This window comes from Acidithiobacillus sp. AMEEHan, from assembly GCF_030996345.1.
Lineage (GTDB): Bacteria > Pseudomonadota > Gammaproteobacteria > Acidithiobacillales > Acidithiobacillaceae > Igneacidithiobacillus.
Map to the genome: position 1 here is coordinate 1,246,040 of NZ_CP118747.1, position 18,072 is coordinate 1,264,111.

Here is an 18,072-nt window from a genome sequence, read left to right on the forward strand (position 1 = left end):
ATGTTTTTAATGAATAGGATGCGTTGGCGGTCTCTTGTCCAGTGGTTTGGATTGGTGCTTCCAGCGGTTGCCTTTGCCTTCGCGCTGCTCATGCTGGTTGGGCTCGCTGTCGTCCCAGTGCAGAACGATGCCCAAATCTATATGAGCGTCACGCTGTTATCGATTATGATGGTTGGCCTTTTCGTTATTAAAAGGGTTCCATTATCAGAAAATATTGTTGATGTTCTTAGAGTATTGAATATATTGGTGGCGGTATACTTGATATTTCGATTTTTGGTGTGGAGAGTAGAGTTTACAATTGGTGGATATGGTCCGGCGAGTCTCATTTTTGGATGGCTGTTATTTCTCTCAGAATTTTACGCCGCCACATATGCTATTTTGGGATTCTTCGTGAATTTCGCGCCTCGTAATCGCTTGCCAAAGCCGCTTCCCAAAGATCAAGATAGATGGCCTTTGGTAGATATTTTGGTGCCCTCTTACAATGAGCCGGAAGAAGTGCTCGAAGTGACATTGTTGGGCGCTCTGAATGTATCCTATCCCGCGGAAAAGTTGCGTGTGCACCTATTGGATGACGGGGGTACGGATGACCGCTGCGAAAACCCGAAAACAAGCGCGGTTGCGCAGGGCCGGCGCGCCAGCTTGCTGAAGCTCTGCGGAATGCTCGGGGTGTCATATCATACCCGTATTCACAATGTGCATGCCAAGGCGGGAAACATCAATGCCGCGCTTCCATCGTTGGAAGGAGAGCTTCTGGTTATTCTTGATGCGGACCACGTTCCCACGCGAGATTTCCTGAAAAATACCGTTGGGTTTTTCTTGGATGATCCTCTATGTGCTATGGTGCAAACGCCCCACAGCTTCATAAATCCCGATCCGGTGGAAAAAAACCTGGACATTTATCAGGATTCTCCGCCCGAGGTGGACCTGTTCCAACAATACATTCAGTCAGGCCTAGATGGATGGGGGGCCAGCTTTTTCGTTGGTTCAGCAGCAGTTATAAGACGGCAAATGCTGCTGGAGATTGGCGGAATACAGACGGATACTCTTACCGAGGACGTAGAGACTGCCATGAAGTTGCACTCGCGTGGGTACCGCAGCGTTTTTGTGAACCGATCGCAAGTGCTTGGTTTGCAGCCGGAAACGGTTACCAGCTTTATTAGCCAGCGCGTACGTTGGGCCCAGGGTGCCATACAGATCCTGCAAATGAAAAACCCATTTTTTGTCAGCGGGCTGAGTTTGGCGCAGAAAATATCCTATCTGACCAGCTTCTCGTACTGGTTTTTCCCCTATGCAAGGATTATCAATATCCTCGCGCCATCAATGTTTTTGCTCTTTGGAGTTATGGTTTATAATGCGACTATTGGTCAATACCTAATATATGGTGCGCCATATTTTCTTGCGACTTGGATTTACTCGGACTTTATTTATGGCAAAGTTCGTTGGCCATTGACGTCGGATGTGTATGAAATGGTACAAACGCCTCTGGCGTCGGTCATGCTGTTTAGCACCTTGTTGCGACCGGGAAAGCGACCCTTTAATGTAACCCCAAAAGGGGAGCATCTCGAAACGGAGTTTGTGTCCGCAGCAATACGGGTGCAGTTGCTGTTCTTTTTTATCATAATCCTTTCCCTGGGGGTCGGTACTTGGCGGTGGTTAGGGTACCCGGCCGAGCGCCCTCAGCTGGTATTTACGATGATCTGGGAAATTCTGAATTTCATGATCATTACCGCGACAATTGTCGTAATGCTGGAGAAGCGGCAAGTGCGGGGAAATTATCGCGTAAATTTGAATCCAAGTGCCGGCCAAATCATCGGTGAAATATCTCTCAAGTCTGGAGCGATCATCCGAGTGCCCATCTCCGACCTGTCTATGGGCGGCATTGGTTTCCGGCATGCGCAGTGGCCTGCCAGCCTCGATCAAATGCGGTCGAATATCGTCGGGATTCGACTGGTTGGAGAAGGAGAGCAGGATTGCTCTACCAGTGTACTACCCGTTTCCATGGTGGTAGGCCGTGGCTCGGATGTTGGTCTGGAGTTTCAGTATCAGAGTGCCACCCAAAAACAAGAGGTGGTCGGGATGTTGTATTCCAGTAGTGAGCGGGTATCCAGCTATTCTGAGCAGCGCAAAAAACGGGTGGGATTCGCCTATTCCTACGCCTATTTTCTGGCGAAAACTGTTGCCGGCATCGGATTCTGGCTCAAGTTTCTCCGGGATAGAAATGTCTTTAATTTCTCCAGTCTTCTTGTGTGGCCTTCCGTTGTCACCGTCACATTGGCTCAGCGTATGCCCAAGTTGGTCGGACGTTTGCGACTATGAGTGGCCCACTATCTGGAGCCCAGGGGGCATTCGCTGTTCTGCTGAGGTGCTTGGTGCTGGCGGTCTTGCTCTGGTCAAGCGCAGCGGAAGGTGCGGGCCCTACAGTTGGCGAGTCACTTGCTGATCTGTTGCATGGTCCGAAATTCATTCACATCTCGGCGCAAGAGCAAAATTTGGAGATCCCCTGGGTGATCCCTGCGCATCAAAGCGCTGCGCAAACCTTGCTCCATCTGTTCTATTTCGTGGGTCCAGGAACTGCAACGGGCACAGAGCTTGTCGTGTCTCTGGACGGACGTGACGTGGGCGCTGTCACCGAAAATCCAGAATTTCCAGAAGGGCAGGCGGTCATTCGCTTGAGTAAACAGGCCATTGCTGGGGGGGAGCATACGATATCACTGCGCCTAATGACCAAGGCGACTTCTGCCAGAAATACGTCGACCTGGACGCAGGTTGATCTCTATCGATCGACTCTCAGCTACAGCGTCGAGTATCTCCCCTGGCGACAGGTCGGCTTTGCGGATATAGGCAACATTCTTCGCCAGAGTAGCCAAAATGACGCGCAACTCTTGCGCGTGCAGCTGGTCGGCCGAATGTCTCCAACGCTATTATCCGCAGCGCAGCAGATTGTTGCTGGTCTTGCCCTGCGGACTGATACACCATTGTTAGTAGAAGCTGAGTCGGGGGCGGACAAGACGAAGGCGACAGGCGGTGAAGGGCTGGGCACGTTGCCAATTTCCGTTGTCGTTGGAACAGAAAAGGATCTTGCCGCTGGTAACTTCGATGTCGGCAAATCTACACGGCCCGAATTGATCCTACAGCGACTTAAGGACAGTGGCACGGGAGTGCAGTTGATTGTTACCGGGCAGACGCCTGCGGAACTGCTGCAGGCGGCAATGGCCTTTGCCAACAATCCCGAGGCCGTGCCAGCAGGGACCGTGTGGCAGGTACCAGTACAAACTTCTGTAGCCAGTGGACCAAATTCGGGAACTCAGTTGGCATCCGTCTTGCGGCCAGGTATGGAAATCCCCATTGACGGACGTAACTTGCTAACTGGAAGGGAGGCAGCGACCCCTGCTGGCCAACTGGTTCATTTTTCTTTTTGGATGCCCGGAGGTCAGTTTGCCAACCGTCAGGCAAAGATGACGATGAAACTGAATCTCGATGTAGTACCCGCGAAGGTGGACGAGAAGCGACCTTTGGTAACGATCCGCGCCAATGGCAACTGGATATCGCGGTGGCGTTTGGGCCTTGGTGCTGGCCATTATGTGACGGAAGTTCCGTTCTCAACTCTCGAGGCGGGTAACAACCGCATCACGCTAGAGGTTACCGGTGGTACCGTAAAACTTCTGGCTGGTTCGACCTTGCATCTTCCCAAGACGCATGACTACGCAATGCTGCCTGACCTACAGTTATTTGCCCGTACTGGCTATCCTTTGATACGCACGGGTACAGAAAAACTGGCGATGACCTATCTCGATCCATCCGCGCAGGAGTTGAGCGCGGGTCTGAGCTTGTTTGCGCGTTTGGCCCAAGCATCCAGAAGCAGTATTCCTGGGGCGTCCGCGCTAATCGGTGATACGCAGAGCGACAGCAACGAGATCATCCTGGGAACGATGTCCACCCTTTCAAAAAATGTCTTTATAAATGCTCCGGTGCAGTTGACAAAAAATGGCATGCGCTGGCAGCTCACTACCTCCAATGGCGCGTGGAGCGGGATGGATGGGGAAAGACCCTTGGCTTTTTTGATGGAGAGTCCAAATGACTTGCGTAAACATACTTGGCGAGTAGTCTTTGCGGTACGTAAGGATCAGGATTTTTCCGAAGCTGCGTGGCGGCTGGTCAAGCCGAGCGAATGGGATACTTTGGAAGGAAATTTCTCTTGGCTAGATAACGCAGGAAAATATCATTCGACTCTGTTTGGAAAGCAAGAGATTTTTGGCCAAAAATATAGCTACTGGTATTATGTTTACCTTTTTTCTGTGGAACCATATTGGTGGATATTGATCGTGCTTCTGCTCGTATCTGGAGGCACGTTTGCTGGCTGGATCATCATTAGAAGAAAGCGTCGGCACTGGCGTATGGAGGAGCTATATGAGCGGTAACTGGTGGTGTCGCCACTGCGGAGAAAAGGAAGTGCGAGTCTCGATGAATATGCTGGTCCTTGTGATCCTCTGGAACCTGAGCCAGCCAGCACTAGCCGCAGTCGTGAATCAAAATGAATCCACTAACGTTGTCGAGCAGATTAATGGTGAACAGGGAGCTGGATCGCCCGAGCTAGATGCTGCTGTGAAAGATATTTGGCAAGAAATAAATCGAAAAGATATCATCTCGGCAATGGCCGATATACGCGCAACCGAAAAAAGATTTCATGGCTGGCATCCTAGTGCCGAAATGGAATTTGTGATATCGGAGGTGCGGGTATGGCAGGAGATAAAGAATGGAACCTTGGAACATGCGAAACAGGAGTTGGAGGACTTTATTTCGCGCTATGACAAGGGTGCGGAGGCTCAGCAGGAGCGTAAAGTAAAGATCCGCATGCAAGGAGCCTTGATGGACCGCCTTCTGTGGAACGATCTGCAGCAAGGTCTGTCCGCCAGTGAGATGCGAGCGAAGATAAAAGCTGCGGAGAGGCAAATTCCAGGCTATCATTCGCCATCGGCGATTATGAGGGTGCTAGCGGCCAATCAAGCCGCAGACGATGTCCCGGGCCTGGCAGGAAAAGGAAACTGGGCCGCAATTATAAAGCTCGCGCAGAGCTATCCGGCTGTTTTTTCGACTGAAAAATACCCGGAAAATGCATTGCTACTTGCGCACGCGCAGGCGCTGACTGGCAATCCGCTCGCCGCTAGCCGATACTACCATACGCAGATACTAACAAGTAAAAGCCTTGGGCAGACACAACGGATTCTGGAGGACGCTAGTGATGTTCTTCCGGAATTTATAATAAATATTCTTTATAAAGAAGCGTTGGTAAAATATCCAGGCGCGGCGATGCAGCTGGAACAGTGGCATCTGAGATATCTTCTGGGATTAGCCTCCCGCTGGCATATTCAAGGGCAGAACTTGCGGGCCTGGCGAATACTGCAGCCGAAGCTTTCCGCGATAGAACGGGCTAGGCGTCCCGATGATGCGAAATTGGTGGCGGCCATTCTTGGCGCTGTAAAGCAAAATCAAGCTTCTTTGCACTGGTGGTTGTTGGCGGCGCGCTGGTCCGGCAAGGAAGAAGATTGGCAGACTGCAGGGAATTTGGCCATGGCGGATGGCGCTACTACTGATGTGGCGCAGGCCCTGGCTCACCTTAAACCGGATTCGCCGCAGAGACAAGCTATCTACGAGTGGTATTTACAACAACTCGCTGCCAGTGCGTTTCAACACAAAGACTATGAGCGGGTACTATACTATTTGCGCGAGTGGCCAAAAACGCGGGCTTTGCCGGTGGGGATGCAGCGTATTAAGGCTTGGTCTCTTGTTCATCAGCATGAGTATGCGCGAGCGGACGAACTGTTCCGTTCTCTTTACTTGAACGATCCTCGTAGTTCAGGTGATGCGGCGGGAGTGGCTTTGGCCAGTTACAATGACAAGTCATTAGGCTCGGCATATGCTCTAGCAAAGCGGGTGCAGGGCAGTCTGCCAGGTTTTCTACCGATGTCCGAAATGGCAAAGAATGTTCCTGACATAAATCTGATACCTTGGACGATGAATGGAAAGGGGCAAGTGACGGAGCCATTAACGCGAGCCAGTTTTTTGTTGTTGGGAGTAGGATGGATGCATCGCGGTGGCGCGCCGGCAAATAGCAGTCAGCTAGAAGATCTCGCTCCTGGCCTCATTGGACAGTGGGGATTGAATTGGCATTATGCAGCATTCGCTCGTTTGCATGCCTCCTGGTTGCAGTCTAATATACAATCACTAGAGTCAACCACGCCGTTAGGTGCTGCACAGCTCCGCGTTCAGCCATCTGGTTCATTATCTGGCTGGCTTGCTCCCAGTATACTGCTTGGTGTGGATGACCGAATGCCACGTTATCTGTGGCGTATTGGGGTTGGCTGGACCTCACCCAGCAATATTGACGGAGGCTCGCCGCAGGCCATCCTGGAATACCGGCACAACATAGGGGCAAAGGACTCCTACTGGGAGGTGAATGCGACGCGTGATGCCGTTCGTCAAACCTGGACTTCTTATCACGGCACAAGTGGTATTCTGACAATCTCTGGAATGAAAAATGACGCCATTCAGATACCTTACCAGTGGGGTGCAGCTATGCGTAATCAGGTCGGATTCGCTGGCTATTGGTCCGGACAGAAGACAATGTCTTGGAATTATCTTGCAAGCTTTCATATCAATGCGGTTACCGGCGAGAATATTCGTAACAATTATGGCTGGGATAGCTATCTTTCAGCGATGAAGCCAATTTTTGTGGATGATTCCTGGTGGTCTGCCATTGGTCCGGCATTATATTCTGAGGGATATGCGCACAACGAAAATTTTTCTACCCCAGGTTATGGGAACTATTATAGTCCTAAATGGTTGATGCAGCCACAATTGAGTGCCGCTGTGAGCCATTGGTGGAGTAATGGATCGTTAAGCCTTGCTGCTGCGGTCGGTTATCAATGGGCACATACCAATGCCGCACCATTCCTGGGAAAAACTGCTGCTGCAGTTATCTCCCAGGCGGCTGTTGGGCAGAGCATCGGCGAGTTTGCCGCTGCAGATACCCGTAATCTATCCGGAAGCCTTGAGCTGCGCGTTACGCAAGAGCTTGCGAAAAATTGGTATCTTGATGGTAGTGTGATTTATCAGGCTAGTCCCGCATTTTCTCAGAGTAACGTTGGTCTCGCAGTTCGCTACGTATTTTCAGGTGTGATGCCAAAAACTCTATCTTTCGCTGGGCTTGTGGGGAATATGTGGCGGCAATATCCATGAGAATATCAATATGTTATGGATTCTTACGTTTAAGGAAAAGTGCCGGAAAAATTCTGGTTGGCATATTTCTGCTGGCTGCATTCCTGTCGTCGGCTCAGGCTGATACCGTGAGCGCGTGGCAGAAGTTCTGGGCAGATTACCAAAAATTCTTTATTGATTCTCAGAGTGGTCGCGTAATCGACTGGTATGAAGGGGGCGTTACTACTTCGGAAGGGCAGTCTTACGCGCTGTTTTTTGCTTTGGTGGCGAACGAGCCAAAAGTTTTCGCGCGTGTGTTGGCCTGGACCGAGAACAATCTTGCGCATGGTAACTTGGCAGAGAATCTGCCTGCGTGGCGCTGGGGTAAGAACCAGGAAGGGCAGTGGGGACTTTTGAGTGAAAACCATGCGGCAGATTCCGATTTGTGGATTGCCTATGATCTGATAGAGGCCGGTCGCTTGTGGAACCGGCCAAACTACACTCGCCTTGGCGAGTCGTTGGCACGGAACATTGCCGCCCGAGAAGTGCTGCCAATGGCAGGTGTTGGCCCCATGCTGATACCGGGAGAAAAATATTTTCGCTTTGGTTCGACGCTGGTTATTAATCCGAGCTATTTACCTCCCTTTCTGCTCGCTGCTCTAGCTCAACATTTGCCCGATGGGCCGTGGTCCGAAATGCTGAAAAAGCTCCCATACGTTCTGCAAAAGACTGCGCCAAATGGATTTTCTCCGGACTGGATCGCCTATAATGCAAATCGAGGATTCTTTCCTGCGCCGCAAGGCGTTGATGGTAGTTATAATGCAATCCGGGTTTATTTGTGGGCGGGGATCACCGACCCGGATACTGAGGGAGCGAAGGCGATAGTTGATTCGCTTTGGGGAATGGCTCTCTATTTGCAGTCTCACGATTTTCCGCCGGTACGCGTAGATGTGTTTTCGGGAAAAGCCGATGGTGTTGGACCGAGCGGCTTTTCTGCCGCTGTGATTCCCTTTTTGGCCCGCTACCAAATGGACAAAGCTATTGCTGCTCAGCTCCAGCGTTTGGCGGAAGAGAAAGATCCACAGACCGGTGTTTATGGACATCCCCCGATACATTATTACAACCAAAATTTGGCCCTGTTTGCTTTGGGGTGGTACGATCACGCCTACCGTCTAGGGCCAAAGGGAAATGTTCATCCCTATTGGTCGGAGAAATAGGCATCCGGCCGCCCGATTTGCTCAGGAAACCCTCATGCGTGAAACGCAATTCGATTTTGATACGGTTAACGATCGCTGGCATACGGATAGCGTGAAGTGGGCGGGAGCGCGACGGAAATTCGGCAGGCCGGTATTTCCGATGTGGGTGGCCGACATGGATTTCCCGGCTGCGCCCAATATTTTGCACGCTCTGGAACAGCGCTTGGCAGAGCCAGTGTTGGGATACCCGGATCACGACGAGATGGTGCACGAAGCGGCGGCCGAGTGGTGGCACCAACGCCATTCCTGGACGGTCACGACAGAAGAGGTCATCTTGGTCCAGGGGGTAGTGCCAGCGCTGAATGCCGCGGTTCGTGCCTTTTCCCAGCCAGGGGATGGGATCATCGTCATGCCCCCGGTCTATCCGCCATTTTTTGCCGCCGTAACCGGGCAGGGAAGGCGTCTGATTTCCGTGCCATTGCGCATGGATGCGGGCCTTCGCTACGAAATGGACTTTGCGTCCTTGGCGGCACAAGTAGCGCAGGCGAAGATGTTGCTCCTTTGTTCTCCGCACAATCCAGTAGGTCGGGTGTGGACAACACAGGAGTTACAGCAGTTGGTTTCTCTCTGTCGACCCCATGGGGTACGGATTGTCAGTGACGAAATTCATGCGGATCTCAGTTTTCCCGAGCAGGCGCACACCCCCATGGGAAAACTGGATCCCAGCGCCATCGTCCTCGCTTCGGCCAGTAAGAGCTTCAATGTCGCGGGACTGGGGGGGGCGGTAGCATGGCTCCGGGGTGTCGAAGCCAAAGCCCAGCTCGTGGAAGAACTACGGCGTAGCGGGATCCTTGGCACCCACACCTTTGCCAAAACCGCCCTGCGTGCGGCCTGGCAGGAGGGTGGTCCGTGGTTGCGGGCACTGCAGAGCTACCTTGGCGAGAATGCCCAGTTCTTGGCGTCGTATCTGCAGCAGTACCTACCGGAGGTTGGCTTTCGCAAGCCGGATTTTGGCTATTTGGCCTGGCTCGACCTCCGCGCCTGGCGGCTGAGCGACGAAGAAATCGAGGCGAGAATTCTCGCTGCCGGCCTGGGCCTCAACTGGGGCCCTTCCTTTGGCGAGGGCGGGTCTGGTTTCGTTCGTCTCAACTTTGGCACGCCGCGAAAGTTCTTGGCACATGGCCTCGACCTGCTGCGCAGGGCGGCTGCGCAGGCCTGAGGAGGCGCTGAGCCTGGATTCAGGTCGGCGCCTCCACGCAGGGATGCTGGCCTTGAAAATGTTTGCGCAGTGCGTCGCCGGTAGCGGCAACCAGGGGATGCAAGGACGGCGTCAGGCGCGGTTGGCTGCCGAATTGCATGCTCGCCAGGTCGGGCGCGGTGGCGCGCATCTGCACGGCAAGGCCAATGGTATTGACGAGCTCACCAGTCGTTGCGCCGCCCAGTATCTGCCCACCCAGTAGTTGCAGGGAGTCGCGGGCGAAGATGACGCGGCAGTAGATTTCCGTGGTATTGGGCATGGCCGCCGGATGATGATCTGGCAAGCGGGCCTCGCCGACGAGGATGGGAAAGCCTTCCTGTTCTGCTTGGTGCTCCGTCATGCCGGCGACGCCAAAGGCGAGGCCATCGATTTGGCTGGCATAGACGCTGACCGAGCCAGCGTTGAAACGCAGCTCCCGCAATCCATAGAGATTCATTCCGGCAATCCGTCCTTCGGCGGCGGCTTGCGAAGCGATCATGGCGTGACTGGCTTTACGGGTGAAAAAATCCTGTTTGTGTGCACAGTCACCGACGGCGAAAATGCTGGGATCTTCGCGACTGCGCTGGAAGGCGTCTACCCAGACTCCTCCCGAGCGACTCAGGGTGAGGCCCATCTCCTGCGCCAGTTGGGTGCGGGGACGGGTGCCGATGGCGATCAACACCGCGTCGACAGGCAGGAGATCCTGTCCAGCAATCTGCACGCCGCCGACCTGTTTGCCCGAGGCGTCGGCGACTACCGCTTGCACCTTACAGTTCGTGTGGATCCGGACGCCATGAGTTTCGAGCTGTTTTTCCACTGCCGTACAGGCATAGAGATCGAAGGCGGCCTGCATCAGATGAGGCATCATCTCGATGATATGCACCTCGATACCCCGCTTGCGGATCTCGTCGGCAAATTCCACACCAATGAAGCCCCCACCGATGATCGCCAAGCGCTCGACTTTGGGGATCAGGGTGCTGAAGAGCTGATCCAGGTAGTTATAGTCCTTCTGGATGCTGAAGACGCCCGCGAGATCGAGGCCTGGGATGGGAGGAATGAAATTGTCGGCTCCGGTGGCGAGGACCAGGCGCTCCCAGTGGATGAGATCGCCGTCGTCCAGGCGTGCCGTGCGTTGCTGCCGATCCACCTGTTTGACTTGGCCGATCTGCAATTGGCCACCTGCCGCCAGCAGCGGCGCGCGACCCGCCATATCCTCGTCGGTGCCGCCCAGGGTGCCGAAGATATAGGGAATGCCACAGGGGATGACTGCGTCACTTTCCGGGCGTACCACCAGCACCTTCTTATGAGGTGAAAATTGCGCTGCGGTGATCCCGCACATCATACCTGCGGGGCCGCCACCAATGATCAAGACATCCGTACTCTGTTCTGCCATGTGTCTTTCCTTCCGTGGCTTGCTGAACTTTTACTTTTCCTGACCTTTTTGCGCGTGCAAAAGGCCCTGTACTTGGCGTCGTAGCGCGGCATTTCCCGTCTCGATCTCGGCAATCATCGGATGCAGGGAGCGATTGAGGGTGTTGAGGAAACGCAGCTGATGCTCGTGCTGATGATCCATGGCCCGGTGGATAGCCAGTTTGGCGAAGTCCGCGACAAACATCCACACGATGTTGTAGGCCCACACCAGACCAATCGCCACCCAGGGAATGGCCGGCATCAGCCAGCCGAAGGCGACGATGGCAATGCCAACGATCTGCGTGCCCAGGATGGCAAGCAGCAGGAGGGGGGCTGGATAGGGTGGCTTCCAGAAGGGGCCACGGGTACGCGTCAGAAACAGCATCAAATGCCCGCCGGCGATGAGTTGCAGAAACATCAGAGTTTGCAGTTCCCAGTCGGGCAGCTGGAAGGCAAAACGGCCCAGCAGGTAGAGGACCAGGGTACCGCCCAAGGCCAGCAGGCCCATCAATGAGGCCAGGCTGAGCACCCGCGCCATCTCCCAATGCACGGGGCTACTCTGGACGGCGGTGCGGTCCCAGGCGATGGTCATGATGGGGATGTCGTCGAGCAAGGAGAGAAGGACCACCATGATCGCTGTCAGTGGATAGGAATTGAAGATCAGCATGGTGATGACGACAAAAAAGAGGATGTCGAGGGTCATGGCGATGCGATACACAGTGTAGCTCATCATCCGCTCAAAAATGCGCCGTGCCTCCTCTACGGCCTTGACGATGACATTCAGGCCTGGAGCCGTGAGGATGAGTGCTGCGGCCGCGCGGGCGGCGTCGGTCGCGCCGGACACGGCAATGCCCACATCTGCCTGTTTGAGCGCCGGGGCATCATTCACTCCATCGCCGGTCATGGCGACGATGTGGCCGCGCCGCTGCAGCACCTTGACGATGGCGTATTTGTGCTCGGGGAATACCTGAGCAAAGCCATCGGCTTTTTCGATTTCCGCTCCCAAGCCATCTGCAAGCTGCTCGGTTTCGGCGTATTTCGACAGGCGCTCGTCGACGGTCAGAATGTGGGTACCGAGATTCAACTGTCCAGCAATTTCGCTGGCGATGGCCCGATGATCACCGGTCACCATCTTGACCTCGATGCCGTGCTTCTGTGCCTCGATGATGGTGTCCTTGGAATCTACCCGCGGTGGATCGAAGAGCGAGAGAATGCCCAGGAACTGCCAGCTGGCCCCGTCGTCATCGGAGCGGGCGACCCCCAGGGTGCGGAAACCCTTGGCGGCAAAGTCCTCTACCGCCCTTTCCGCCTTGCGGCGCGCATCCTCGTCCAGTTTGGCCATGTCCATGAGGATTTGCGGGGCCCCTTTGGAGGTTCGGAAATGCTGGCCATCTGGACCCTGAATCTGCCCTTCCGTGCGCTTGGAAACGGGATCGAAGGGGATGAACTTGTTCTGCTGGAAACCTTGCAGTTGCTTGGTCTTATCCTGGAGGCCAGCCAACACGGCCAGGTCGATGGCATCGGCATCCTCGGCGCGGGAGGCGAGGGCAGCGGCAACGATCACTTCCTGCTCCTCTTTGGCTTGGAAGAGCACGGTATTCCCCAGGGTGATCTTGTTTTGCGTCAGCGTACCGGTCTTGTCTGAACAGAGAATATCGACCCCGGCCATCTCCTCGATGGAGGTCAAGCGCGACACAATGGCTTTCATGCGCGACAAGGCCAAGGCTCCCAGCGCCATGGTCACGGACAGCACAGCAGGCATGGCGACGGGGATGGACGCGACGACGACCACCAGAATGAAGGCCAGCAGCTCCAGGAACGGCAGTCCTCGTACTAGCTCGACGATGATCAAGATCGTCGACAAAACCAGGGCGAGGATGATGAGAAAATTGCCGATGCTGAGTACGGCCTTCTGAAAGTGGGAAACCGGCGCCGCCTTCTGGACCAGGCTTGCCGTACGGCCAAAGAAGGTCTTGCTGCCGGTGGCATAGACCACGGCGAGCATCTCCCCCTGCTTGGCGATGGTCCCGGAGTAGGCCACCGCCCCAGGCTTTTTGTTGACGGGCAGCGATTCGCCGGTCAGCGCCGATTGATCGACGGCAAGGTAGTCGCCGGAGAAGAGTTTGACATCGGCGGGTAGCACGTCACCCAGCCGCACCCGGATTACATCTCCCGGCACCAGAGTACTGGCTTCGATTTCCTGCCATTGGCCATCACGCAAAGCGCGCGCCTTGAGTGCCAGCTGATTTTTCAGGGCATTGAGGGCGTCGGCAGCGCCTTTTTCTTCCCAGAAGCCAATGCCACCGTTGATCAGCAGCATGGCGAAGATCACCAAAAAGCTCTTCCAATCGTCATTGATGGCGGATAACACCGCAGCGACTTCGATCATCCACGGGATGGGGCCCCAAAAGTAGGAAAGCAGCCGACGCCACAGGGGAGTTTCTTTTTCGTGTAAGGCGTTTTCGCCATATTGTTGCAGTCGCTGCGCCGCCGCATCGGCACTGAGCCCCTTCTCGCTGCTTTGGAGAACCTGAAAAGCAGCTTCGGGGCTCATCTCTTCCCATTCCTTCGGGTCATGCTCCGTTGCCATTCCTCGCTCCTTTTGCGGCTTGTTGACCGATCTCACAGATAAGCGGATACGCCTATATGATAGTACAGAACCGGCAACGAGGAGTGGGTGGCGAGATGTCATCGAGGTGCCATCCATGACAGAGACAGGCGCTGCATGGGAGAGCGAGGACAGCATGCCCAGAGGACGCAAGAAAACCGAAGCATCGATTGATGCAGTCAGCCCAGAATGCGGCCCCTTGGCCTGCCGCCGATCGTAGCGTGTGGTTCTTGGCCTGATCTTTCGCAAGTCTATCTTGGACCGATTCCCCCAACACTATGTGGAAATCCCTCGGTAAGGGCCCGGCAAGTACGCCGTGGAGGATCGCGACGAGTATACGGCGCTTTGGCGACCTTTTGCGAACCCGACGCAGCGCTCCAGGATATAACGCAGATGGCGCCCCAGATACGAATCGAACGTACGACCTACCGCTTAGGAGGCGGTTGCTCTATCCACTGAGCTACTGGGGCTTGCCGCCAATGGTAGCAGCTTGGGGTATTTTGCGCCTAGCCCAACACCGCAAAATACGCCAGATAGAGAAGTCCGTTAAAGAGGAAATGCAGGGGCCGTAGGCGCACCCCACGCCAGACAAGCAAAAAGGTGTAACCCGCTGCGCACAGGGTCAGTCCTACCCCGAGCAGTACCGGTGGGGCAGGTGTCCATGGGGTCAGAGAGACGCCAATGGCAGGCAACAATGACCCCTGAAAGACCAGTGCACCGGTGATATTGCCAAAGGCCAGAGTGTCTTTCTTGCGCCGTATCCACAGAATGCTGTTGATTTTTTCCGGTAGTTCGGTGGCTACCGGCACGATCAGCAGGGAGAGGACGAGCGCCGAAACCCCCAGCCAGGCGGAGAGATGCTCTACCCCATGGACAAAGAGCTCGGCACCAAAGATGATGCCAGCCAGTCCCAGCGCCAGTTGCAGGAAGATGACCGGCAAGGCATCGGGGAGTCCCAACCGGGAAAGATACAGTGCTGCTTCGGCTTCGGTACCATGACCATCGGCGACCAGGGCTGCCGAGGCGCGAACCGTGAGCAGAATGTAAAAGAAATAGAATAAGACGAGGAGGGTAGCGATGGCACTGTGCACGATGGCGGCATGGTGTGGAATAAACAGCGCGATCGAGGCCAAGGCGAAGGCGGCCAGAAACCAGGACAGATCGCGACGCAGGCCACTGCGCTCGGGCAAGAGCTCGCCCCGCCAGCCGCGCTGAGCGGCAGCGAATAACGCCATCAAAAACAGGGTGAGAGTGGATAGCATCATCGGCGCACCGAGGATGGCACCGACGCCAACCTCCTCGCCAATCTTCGGGCTCGATAGGCCGCTCGAGGCGAAGACGGCCACCAGCGGTACCATGGTTTCCGGCAAGGCCGTGCCAACAGCAGCAAAAATGGAGCCGGTGACGCCCTCCGAAAGTCCCAATCGGTCGCCCAGATGCTCCAAGGAATTGGTGAAGATCTCTGCGGCCAGAAGGATGAGAACGAGGGCGAGAAGAAGCTGGAGGATATCCATGGGTCAAGATCTCGGTGCAAGGTAAAGTGACAGAATAAACTTCGCGTTCTATGACGCCCAGTCCTTGCGCGCAAAGAATTTTTGCGCCAAGGTGAATCAGAAAATTGTGGAGGGGTGTTATGCAGGAACTTTGTCGTTTTTTCGACCGCAGTATACATCACGTAGAGGGTGGAGAGGACACCCCCGCAGTGTATTACATCGCCGACAAGGATGCCGGTGGCATTCTCGTCAATGCCCCACGCTATGACGCCGCGCTTTGGCAGGAACTGGAGGTGCTGGCCCCGCCGAAGGTACTGTTTCTTCCAAGTCGTTTTGGTGCCCGGGATCTCTCAACTTGGCAAGACAAGGGCATGCGTGTGGTGGCGCAACCCATGGAGGGAAGAGCCATAGGCGTGGAGCTCGATGTTGCCCTCGACAGCAAGCTGCGCCTGACGCGCACCATCGACTTCTTGCCGATGTCCGGTCGCACCGCGGGTTCCTGTGCCCTGCGCCTGCGCAACAAGCCTGGTGTGATCTTTTTCGGCCCCATCCTCGAGCCTGCTTCGGCGGCTGGCTGGCCGACTCTCATCCCCCACCCGGATGATCAATCCTGGGAGAACCGCCTCTTTGGTAGCTTGGGTTTACAGGACGTTACGTTTGATTACGCCTTTTGCGATCGTTTCACGCCTGGGCAAACACCGTATGGTCCGGGGGCTGACGCGGGTATTGCGGCGGCATTGCAGGAATTGCTGGCTGCCGACTGAGTCATGCACCGGCGCCAGAATTGGCGTATAGTGCGCAATCGGTTGCGTAGGGGGTAGGAATGGGAAAGGAAAACACACAGCGTTTCGGCGATTTCGCGCTTGCCGAACCGCTCCAGCGCGCCGTAGCCGAGATTGGCTACGAGCAGCCATCGCCCATTCAGGCCCAGAGCATTCCCCCGCTGCTCGCGGGCAAGGATGTCATCGGTCTGGCGCAGACCGGCACGGGTAAGACGGCGGCCTTTGCCTTGCCGTTGCTCAGCCGCGTTGACTGTTCGCAGCGCTTCCCGCAGATCCTGGTGTTGGCACCGACGCGCGAGCTGGCCATTCAGGTGGCTGAGGCGATGCAGAGCTACGCCAAGTACCTGCCCGGATTTCATGTTCTGCCCATCTATGGTGGACAGTCGATGGGCTTGCAGCTCAAACAGCTGGCGCGTGGGGTGCAGGTGGTAGTGGGCACGCCGGGGCGCATTCAGGACCATCTGCGTCGACGGACTCTGCAGCTCGACCGGCTCCAGGCGGTGGTGCTGGATGAAGCCGACGAGATGCTGCGTATGGGCTTCATCGACGCTGTCGAAGACATTCTCCAGCACACTCCGGAACAGCGGCAGGTAGCACTGTTTTCTGCGACCATGCCTGAAGCGATTCACCGTATAGCGCGCACCTATCTGCGCGATCCCGTTGAAATCAAGATCAAAAGTGCCACGAAAACCGTGTCTGCCATCCGCCAGCGCTATTGGCAGGTGAGCGGTACCCACAAGCTCGATGCTCTGACCCGCATCCTGGAAGTGGAAGACAGCAATGCCTGGATCATCTTCGTGCGCACCAAGACCGCCACCGTCGAATTGGCGGAACGTCTGGAGGCACGTGGTTACGCCTGCGGCGCCCTCAACGGCGATATGAGTCAGGCGTTGCGCGAGCAGACCGTCGAGCGGCTCAAATCGGGTGCCCTCGACATCGTCATTGCTACCGACGTTGCGGCCCGTGGTTTGGATGTCGAGCGCATTACCCACGTCATCAACTATGACATTCCCAATGACACGGAGGCTTACGTGCATCGCATCGGCCGCACCGGGCGGGCTGGGCGCAAGGGGGAGGCCATTCTCTTTGTGGCCCCACGCGAACGTTACCTGCTCAAGGCCATCGAGCGGGCTACTGGGCAGAGTATCGAAGCCATGCATCTGCCCAGTCTTGCCGACGTCGCCGACCGTCGGGTGGCGCAATTCAAGGAGCAACTGCTTGCTGTAATCGAGGGAGAGGACCTGGCGCCCTTCGAATCTTTGATTGCCCAATACCAGGAGGAGCACGACATTGGCTTGGGCGAAATTGCAGCGGCTCTCGCCTTTTTGGTGCAGAAGGACAGGCCGCTCTTGCCGGCGCCGGAAACCCGGCCCTCCGCAGCGCTGGACACTGCTGTGCCGTCCGCACGTCCTCGTCGCGAGCGACGTGACAGCGATGGCGAAGGCAGCAAGCGGCAGAGGCCGCAGGTGCCCCGTCGCGAATCCTCTGCTGCCGAGGGTGAGCCCAATATGCGCAGGTACCGTCTGGACGTGGGTGAGGAGCACGGAGCGCAGGTAAAGAATATTGTTGGCGCCATTGCCAATGAGTCGGGCTTGCCAAGCCGTCTGATTCGCAAGGTCCAGATTGCCAATGATCACAGCACGGTGGAGTTGCCTGCCGATCTCCACGACTCGGTAATCGAGCACTTGAAGAAGACCTGGGTCTGCGGCCGGCCCCTACAAATCCGCCCACTATCGTCTGGTGACACAGGGGGAGAGAGCTATCCTCGGCGACCAGCGGCGCGGCGCAAAACGGTTGCTGGAGAAGAGCGGCGCGTGGCGCGGCCGAGCACCCGTAAGCGCGATCGGCGGACATAAAAATACCGGCTCAGTAAACCGGGCCGGTAAGTGTTTTCCCCGCAAGGGGGAGGGCAGTTTACACTGCCCTGCGCGGGCGCATCAGGCCCGGCGGACCTTCTCGGCCTGCAGGCCTTTCGGGCCACGAGTCACTTCAAAGTTGACGCGCTCGCCTTCCGCCAGGGTCTTGAAGCCGGTGCCTTCAATGGCAGAGTGATGCACGAAGACATCTTCCTTGCCATCTTCCGGCGTAATGAAACCAAACCCCTTGCTGTCGTTGAACCACTTTACCGTACCAACCGCCATGTTACACCCCA

11 protein-coding genes and 1 tRNA gene are annotated in these 18,072 nt (G+C 55.8%); 7 read left to right on the forward strand and 5 right to left on the reverse strand.

Annotated elements, in window-relative coordinates; all coding sequences use genetic code 11:
* Positions 1–9: 9 nt before the first annotated feature.
* From bcsA to ORD17_RS06355, 5 genes are read left to right on the forward strand one after another with little or no spacing between them, the layout of a single operon-like run.
* Positions 10–2,316, forward strand: a complete 2,307-nt coding sequence (gene bcsA / locus ORD17_RS06335) for a UDP-forming cellulose synthase catalytic subunit (protein ID WP_308390008.1) — start codon at positions 10–12, stop codon at positions 2,314–2,316.
* A gap of 53 nt (positions 2,317–2,369) precedes the next feature.
* Positions 2,370–4,418 carry a cellulose biosynthesis cyclic di-GMP-binding regulatory protein BcsB gene (locus ORD17_RS06340; RefSeq protein WP_308390009.1) on the forward strand — a complete coding sequence of 683 codons (2,049 nt, stop codon included), beginning with the start codon at positions 2,370–2,372 and terminating at the stop codon, positions 4,416–4,418.
* Positions 4,408–7,236 carry a cellulose synthase subunit BcsC-related outer membrane protein gene (locus tag ORD17_RS06345; protein ID WP_308390010.1) on the forward strand — a complete coding sequence of 943 codons (2,829 nt, stop codon included), beginning with the start codon at positions 4,408–4,410 and terminating at the stop codon, positions 7,234–7,236. The genes ORD17_RS06340 and ORD17_RS06345 overlap by 11 nt, the downstream gene beginning before the upstream one ends.
* On the forward strand, positions 7,218–8,411 hold the full coding sequence (gene bcsZ, locus ORD17_RS06350) for a cellulose synthase complex periplasmic endoglucanase BcsZ (RefSeq protein WP_308390011.1): 1,194 nt from the start codon (positions 7,218–7,220) through the stop codon (positions 8,409–8,411). Before ORD17_RS06345 ends, bcsZ begins: the two co-directional genes overlap by 19 nt.
* A gap of 34 nt (positions 8,412–8,445) precedes the next feature.
* On the forward strand, positions 8,446–9,609 hold the full coding sequence (locus ORD17_RS06355) for a PatB family C-S lyase (RefSeq protein WP_308390012.1): 1,164 nt from the start codon (positions 8,446–8,448) through the stop codon (positions 9,607–9,609).
* 19 nt (positions 9,610–9,628) lie between these two features.
* Here the strand turns inward: ORD17_RS06355 and ORD17_RS06360 are convergent, their stop codons facing one another.
* From ORD17_RS06360 to ORD17_RS06375, 4 genes are all read right to left on the reverse strand, one after another.
* Entirely contained in the window at positions 9,629–11,020 is a 1,392-nt protein-coding gene (locus ORD17_RS06360) for an FAD-dependent oxidoreductase (RefSeq protein WP_308390013.1), read from the reverse strand.
* Positions 11,021–11,050: 30 nt separating this feature from the next.
* A complete protein-coding gene (locus ORD17_RS06365; RefSeq protein WP_308390014.1) occupies positions 11,051–13,627 on the reverse strand; it encodes a plasma-membrane proton-efflux P-type ATPase in 2,577 nt (858 codons plus the stop codon).
* 412 nt (positions 13,628–14,039) lie between these two features.
* Positions 14,040–14,115: transfer RNA gene (locus ORD17_RS06370), tRNA-Arg, on the reverse strand.
* Between the two features lie 36 nt (positions 14,116–14,151).
* Positions 14,152–15,159, reverse strand: coding sequence for a sodium:calcium antiporter (locus ORD17_RS06375; RefSeq protein ID WP_308390015.1), 1,008 nt, complete (start codon positions 15,157–15,159; stop codon positions 14,152–14,154).
* 119 nt (positions 15,160–15,278) lie between these two features.
* Here ORD17_RS06375 and ORD17_RS06380 point away from each other — a divergent pair, with 119 nt between their 5' ends.
* Complete coding sequence (locus tag ORD17_RS06380; protein WP_308390016.1) at positions 15,279–15,902, forward strand: hypothetical protein; 624 nt, start codon at positions 15,279–15,281, stop codon at positions 15,900–15,902.
* A 59-nt stretch (positions 15,903–15,961) separates the two neighbouring features.
* Positions 15,962–17,776 (forward strand): DEAD/DEAH box helicase, encoded by a 1,815-nt coding sequence (locus ORD17_RS06385; RefSeq protein WP_308390017.1) that lies wholly within the window; start codon positions 15,962–15,964, stop codon positions 17,774–17,776.
* Positions 17,777–17,857: 81 nt separating this feature from the next.
* Here ORD17_RS06385 and ORD17_RS06390 read toward each other — a convergent pair whose 3' ends face one another.
* On the reverse strand, positions 17,858–18,061 hold the full coding sequence (locus tag ORD17_RS06390; protein WP_009564993.1) for a cold-shock protein: 204 nt from the start codon (positions 18,059–18,061) through the stop codon (positions 17,858–17,860).
* Between the last annotated feature and the right edge of the window lie 11 nt (positions 18,062–18,072).

Coding starts and splice junctions, on each gene's coding strand:
- bcsA (WP_308390008.1), top strand. CDS start 10: ATGAATAGGATGCGTTGGCGGTCTCTTGTCCAGTGGTTTGGATTGGTG.
- ORD17_RS06345 (WP_308390010.1), top strand. CDS start 4,408: ATGAGCGGTAACTGGTGGTGTCGCCACTGCGGAGAAAAGGAAGTGCGA.
- ORD17_RS06375 (WP_308390015.1), bottom strand. CDS start 15,159: ATGGATATCCTCCAGCTTCTTCTCGCCCTCGTTCTCATCCTTCTGGCC.
- ORD17_RS06380 (WP_308390016.1), top strand. CDS start 15,279: ATGCAGGAACTTTGTCGTTTTTTCGACCGCAGTATACATCACGTAGAG.
- ORD17_RS06385 (WP_308390017.1), top strand. CDS start 15,962: ATGGGAAAGGAAAACACACAGCGTTTCGGCGATTTCGCGCTTGCCGAA.
- ORD17_RS06360 (WP_308390013.1), bottom strand. CDS start 11,020: ATGGCAGAACAGAGTACGGATGTCTTGATCATTGGTGGCGGCCCCGCA.
- ORD17_RS06390 (WP_009564993.1), bottom strand. CDS start 18,061: ATGGCGGTTGGTACGGTAAAGTGGTTCAACGACAGCAAGGGGTTTGGT.
- ORD17_RS06355 (WP_308390012.1), top strand. CDS start 8,446: ATGCGTGAAACGCAATTCGATTTTGATACGGTTAACGATCGCTGGCAT.
- ORD17_RS06365 (WP_308390014.1), bottom strand. CDS start 13,627: ATGGCAACGGAGCATGACCCGAAGGAATGGGAAGAGATGAGCCCCGAA.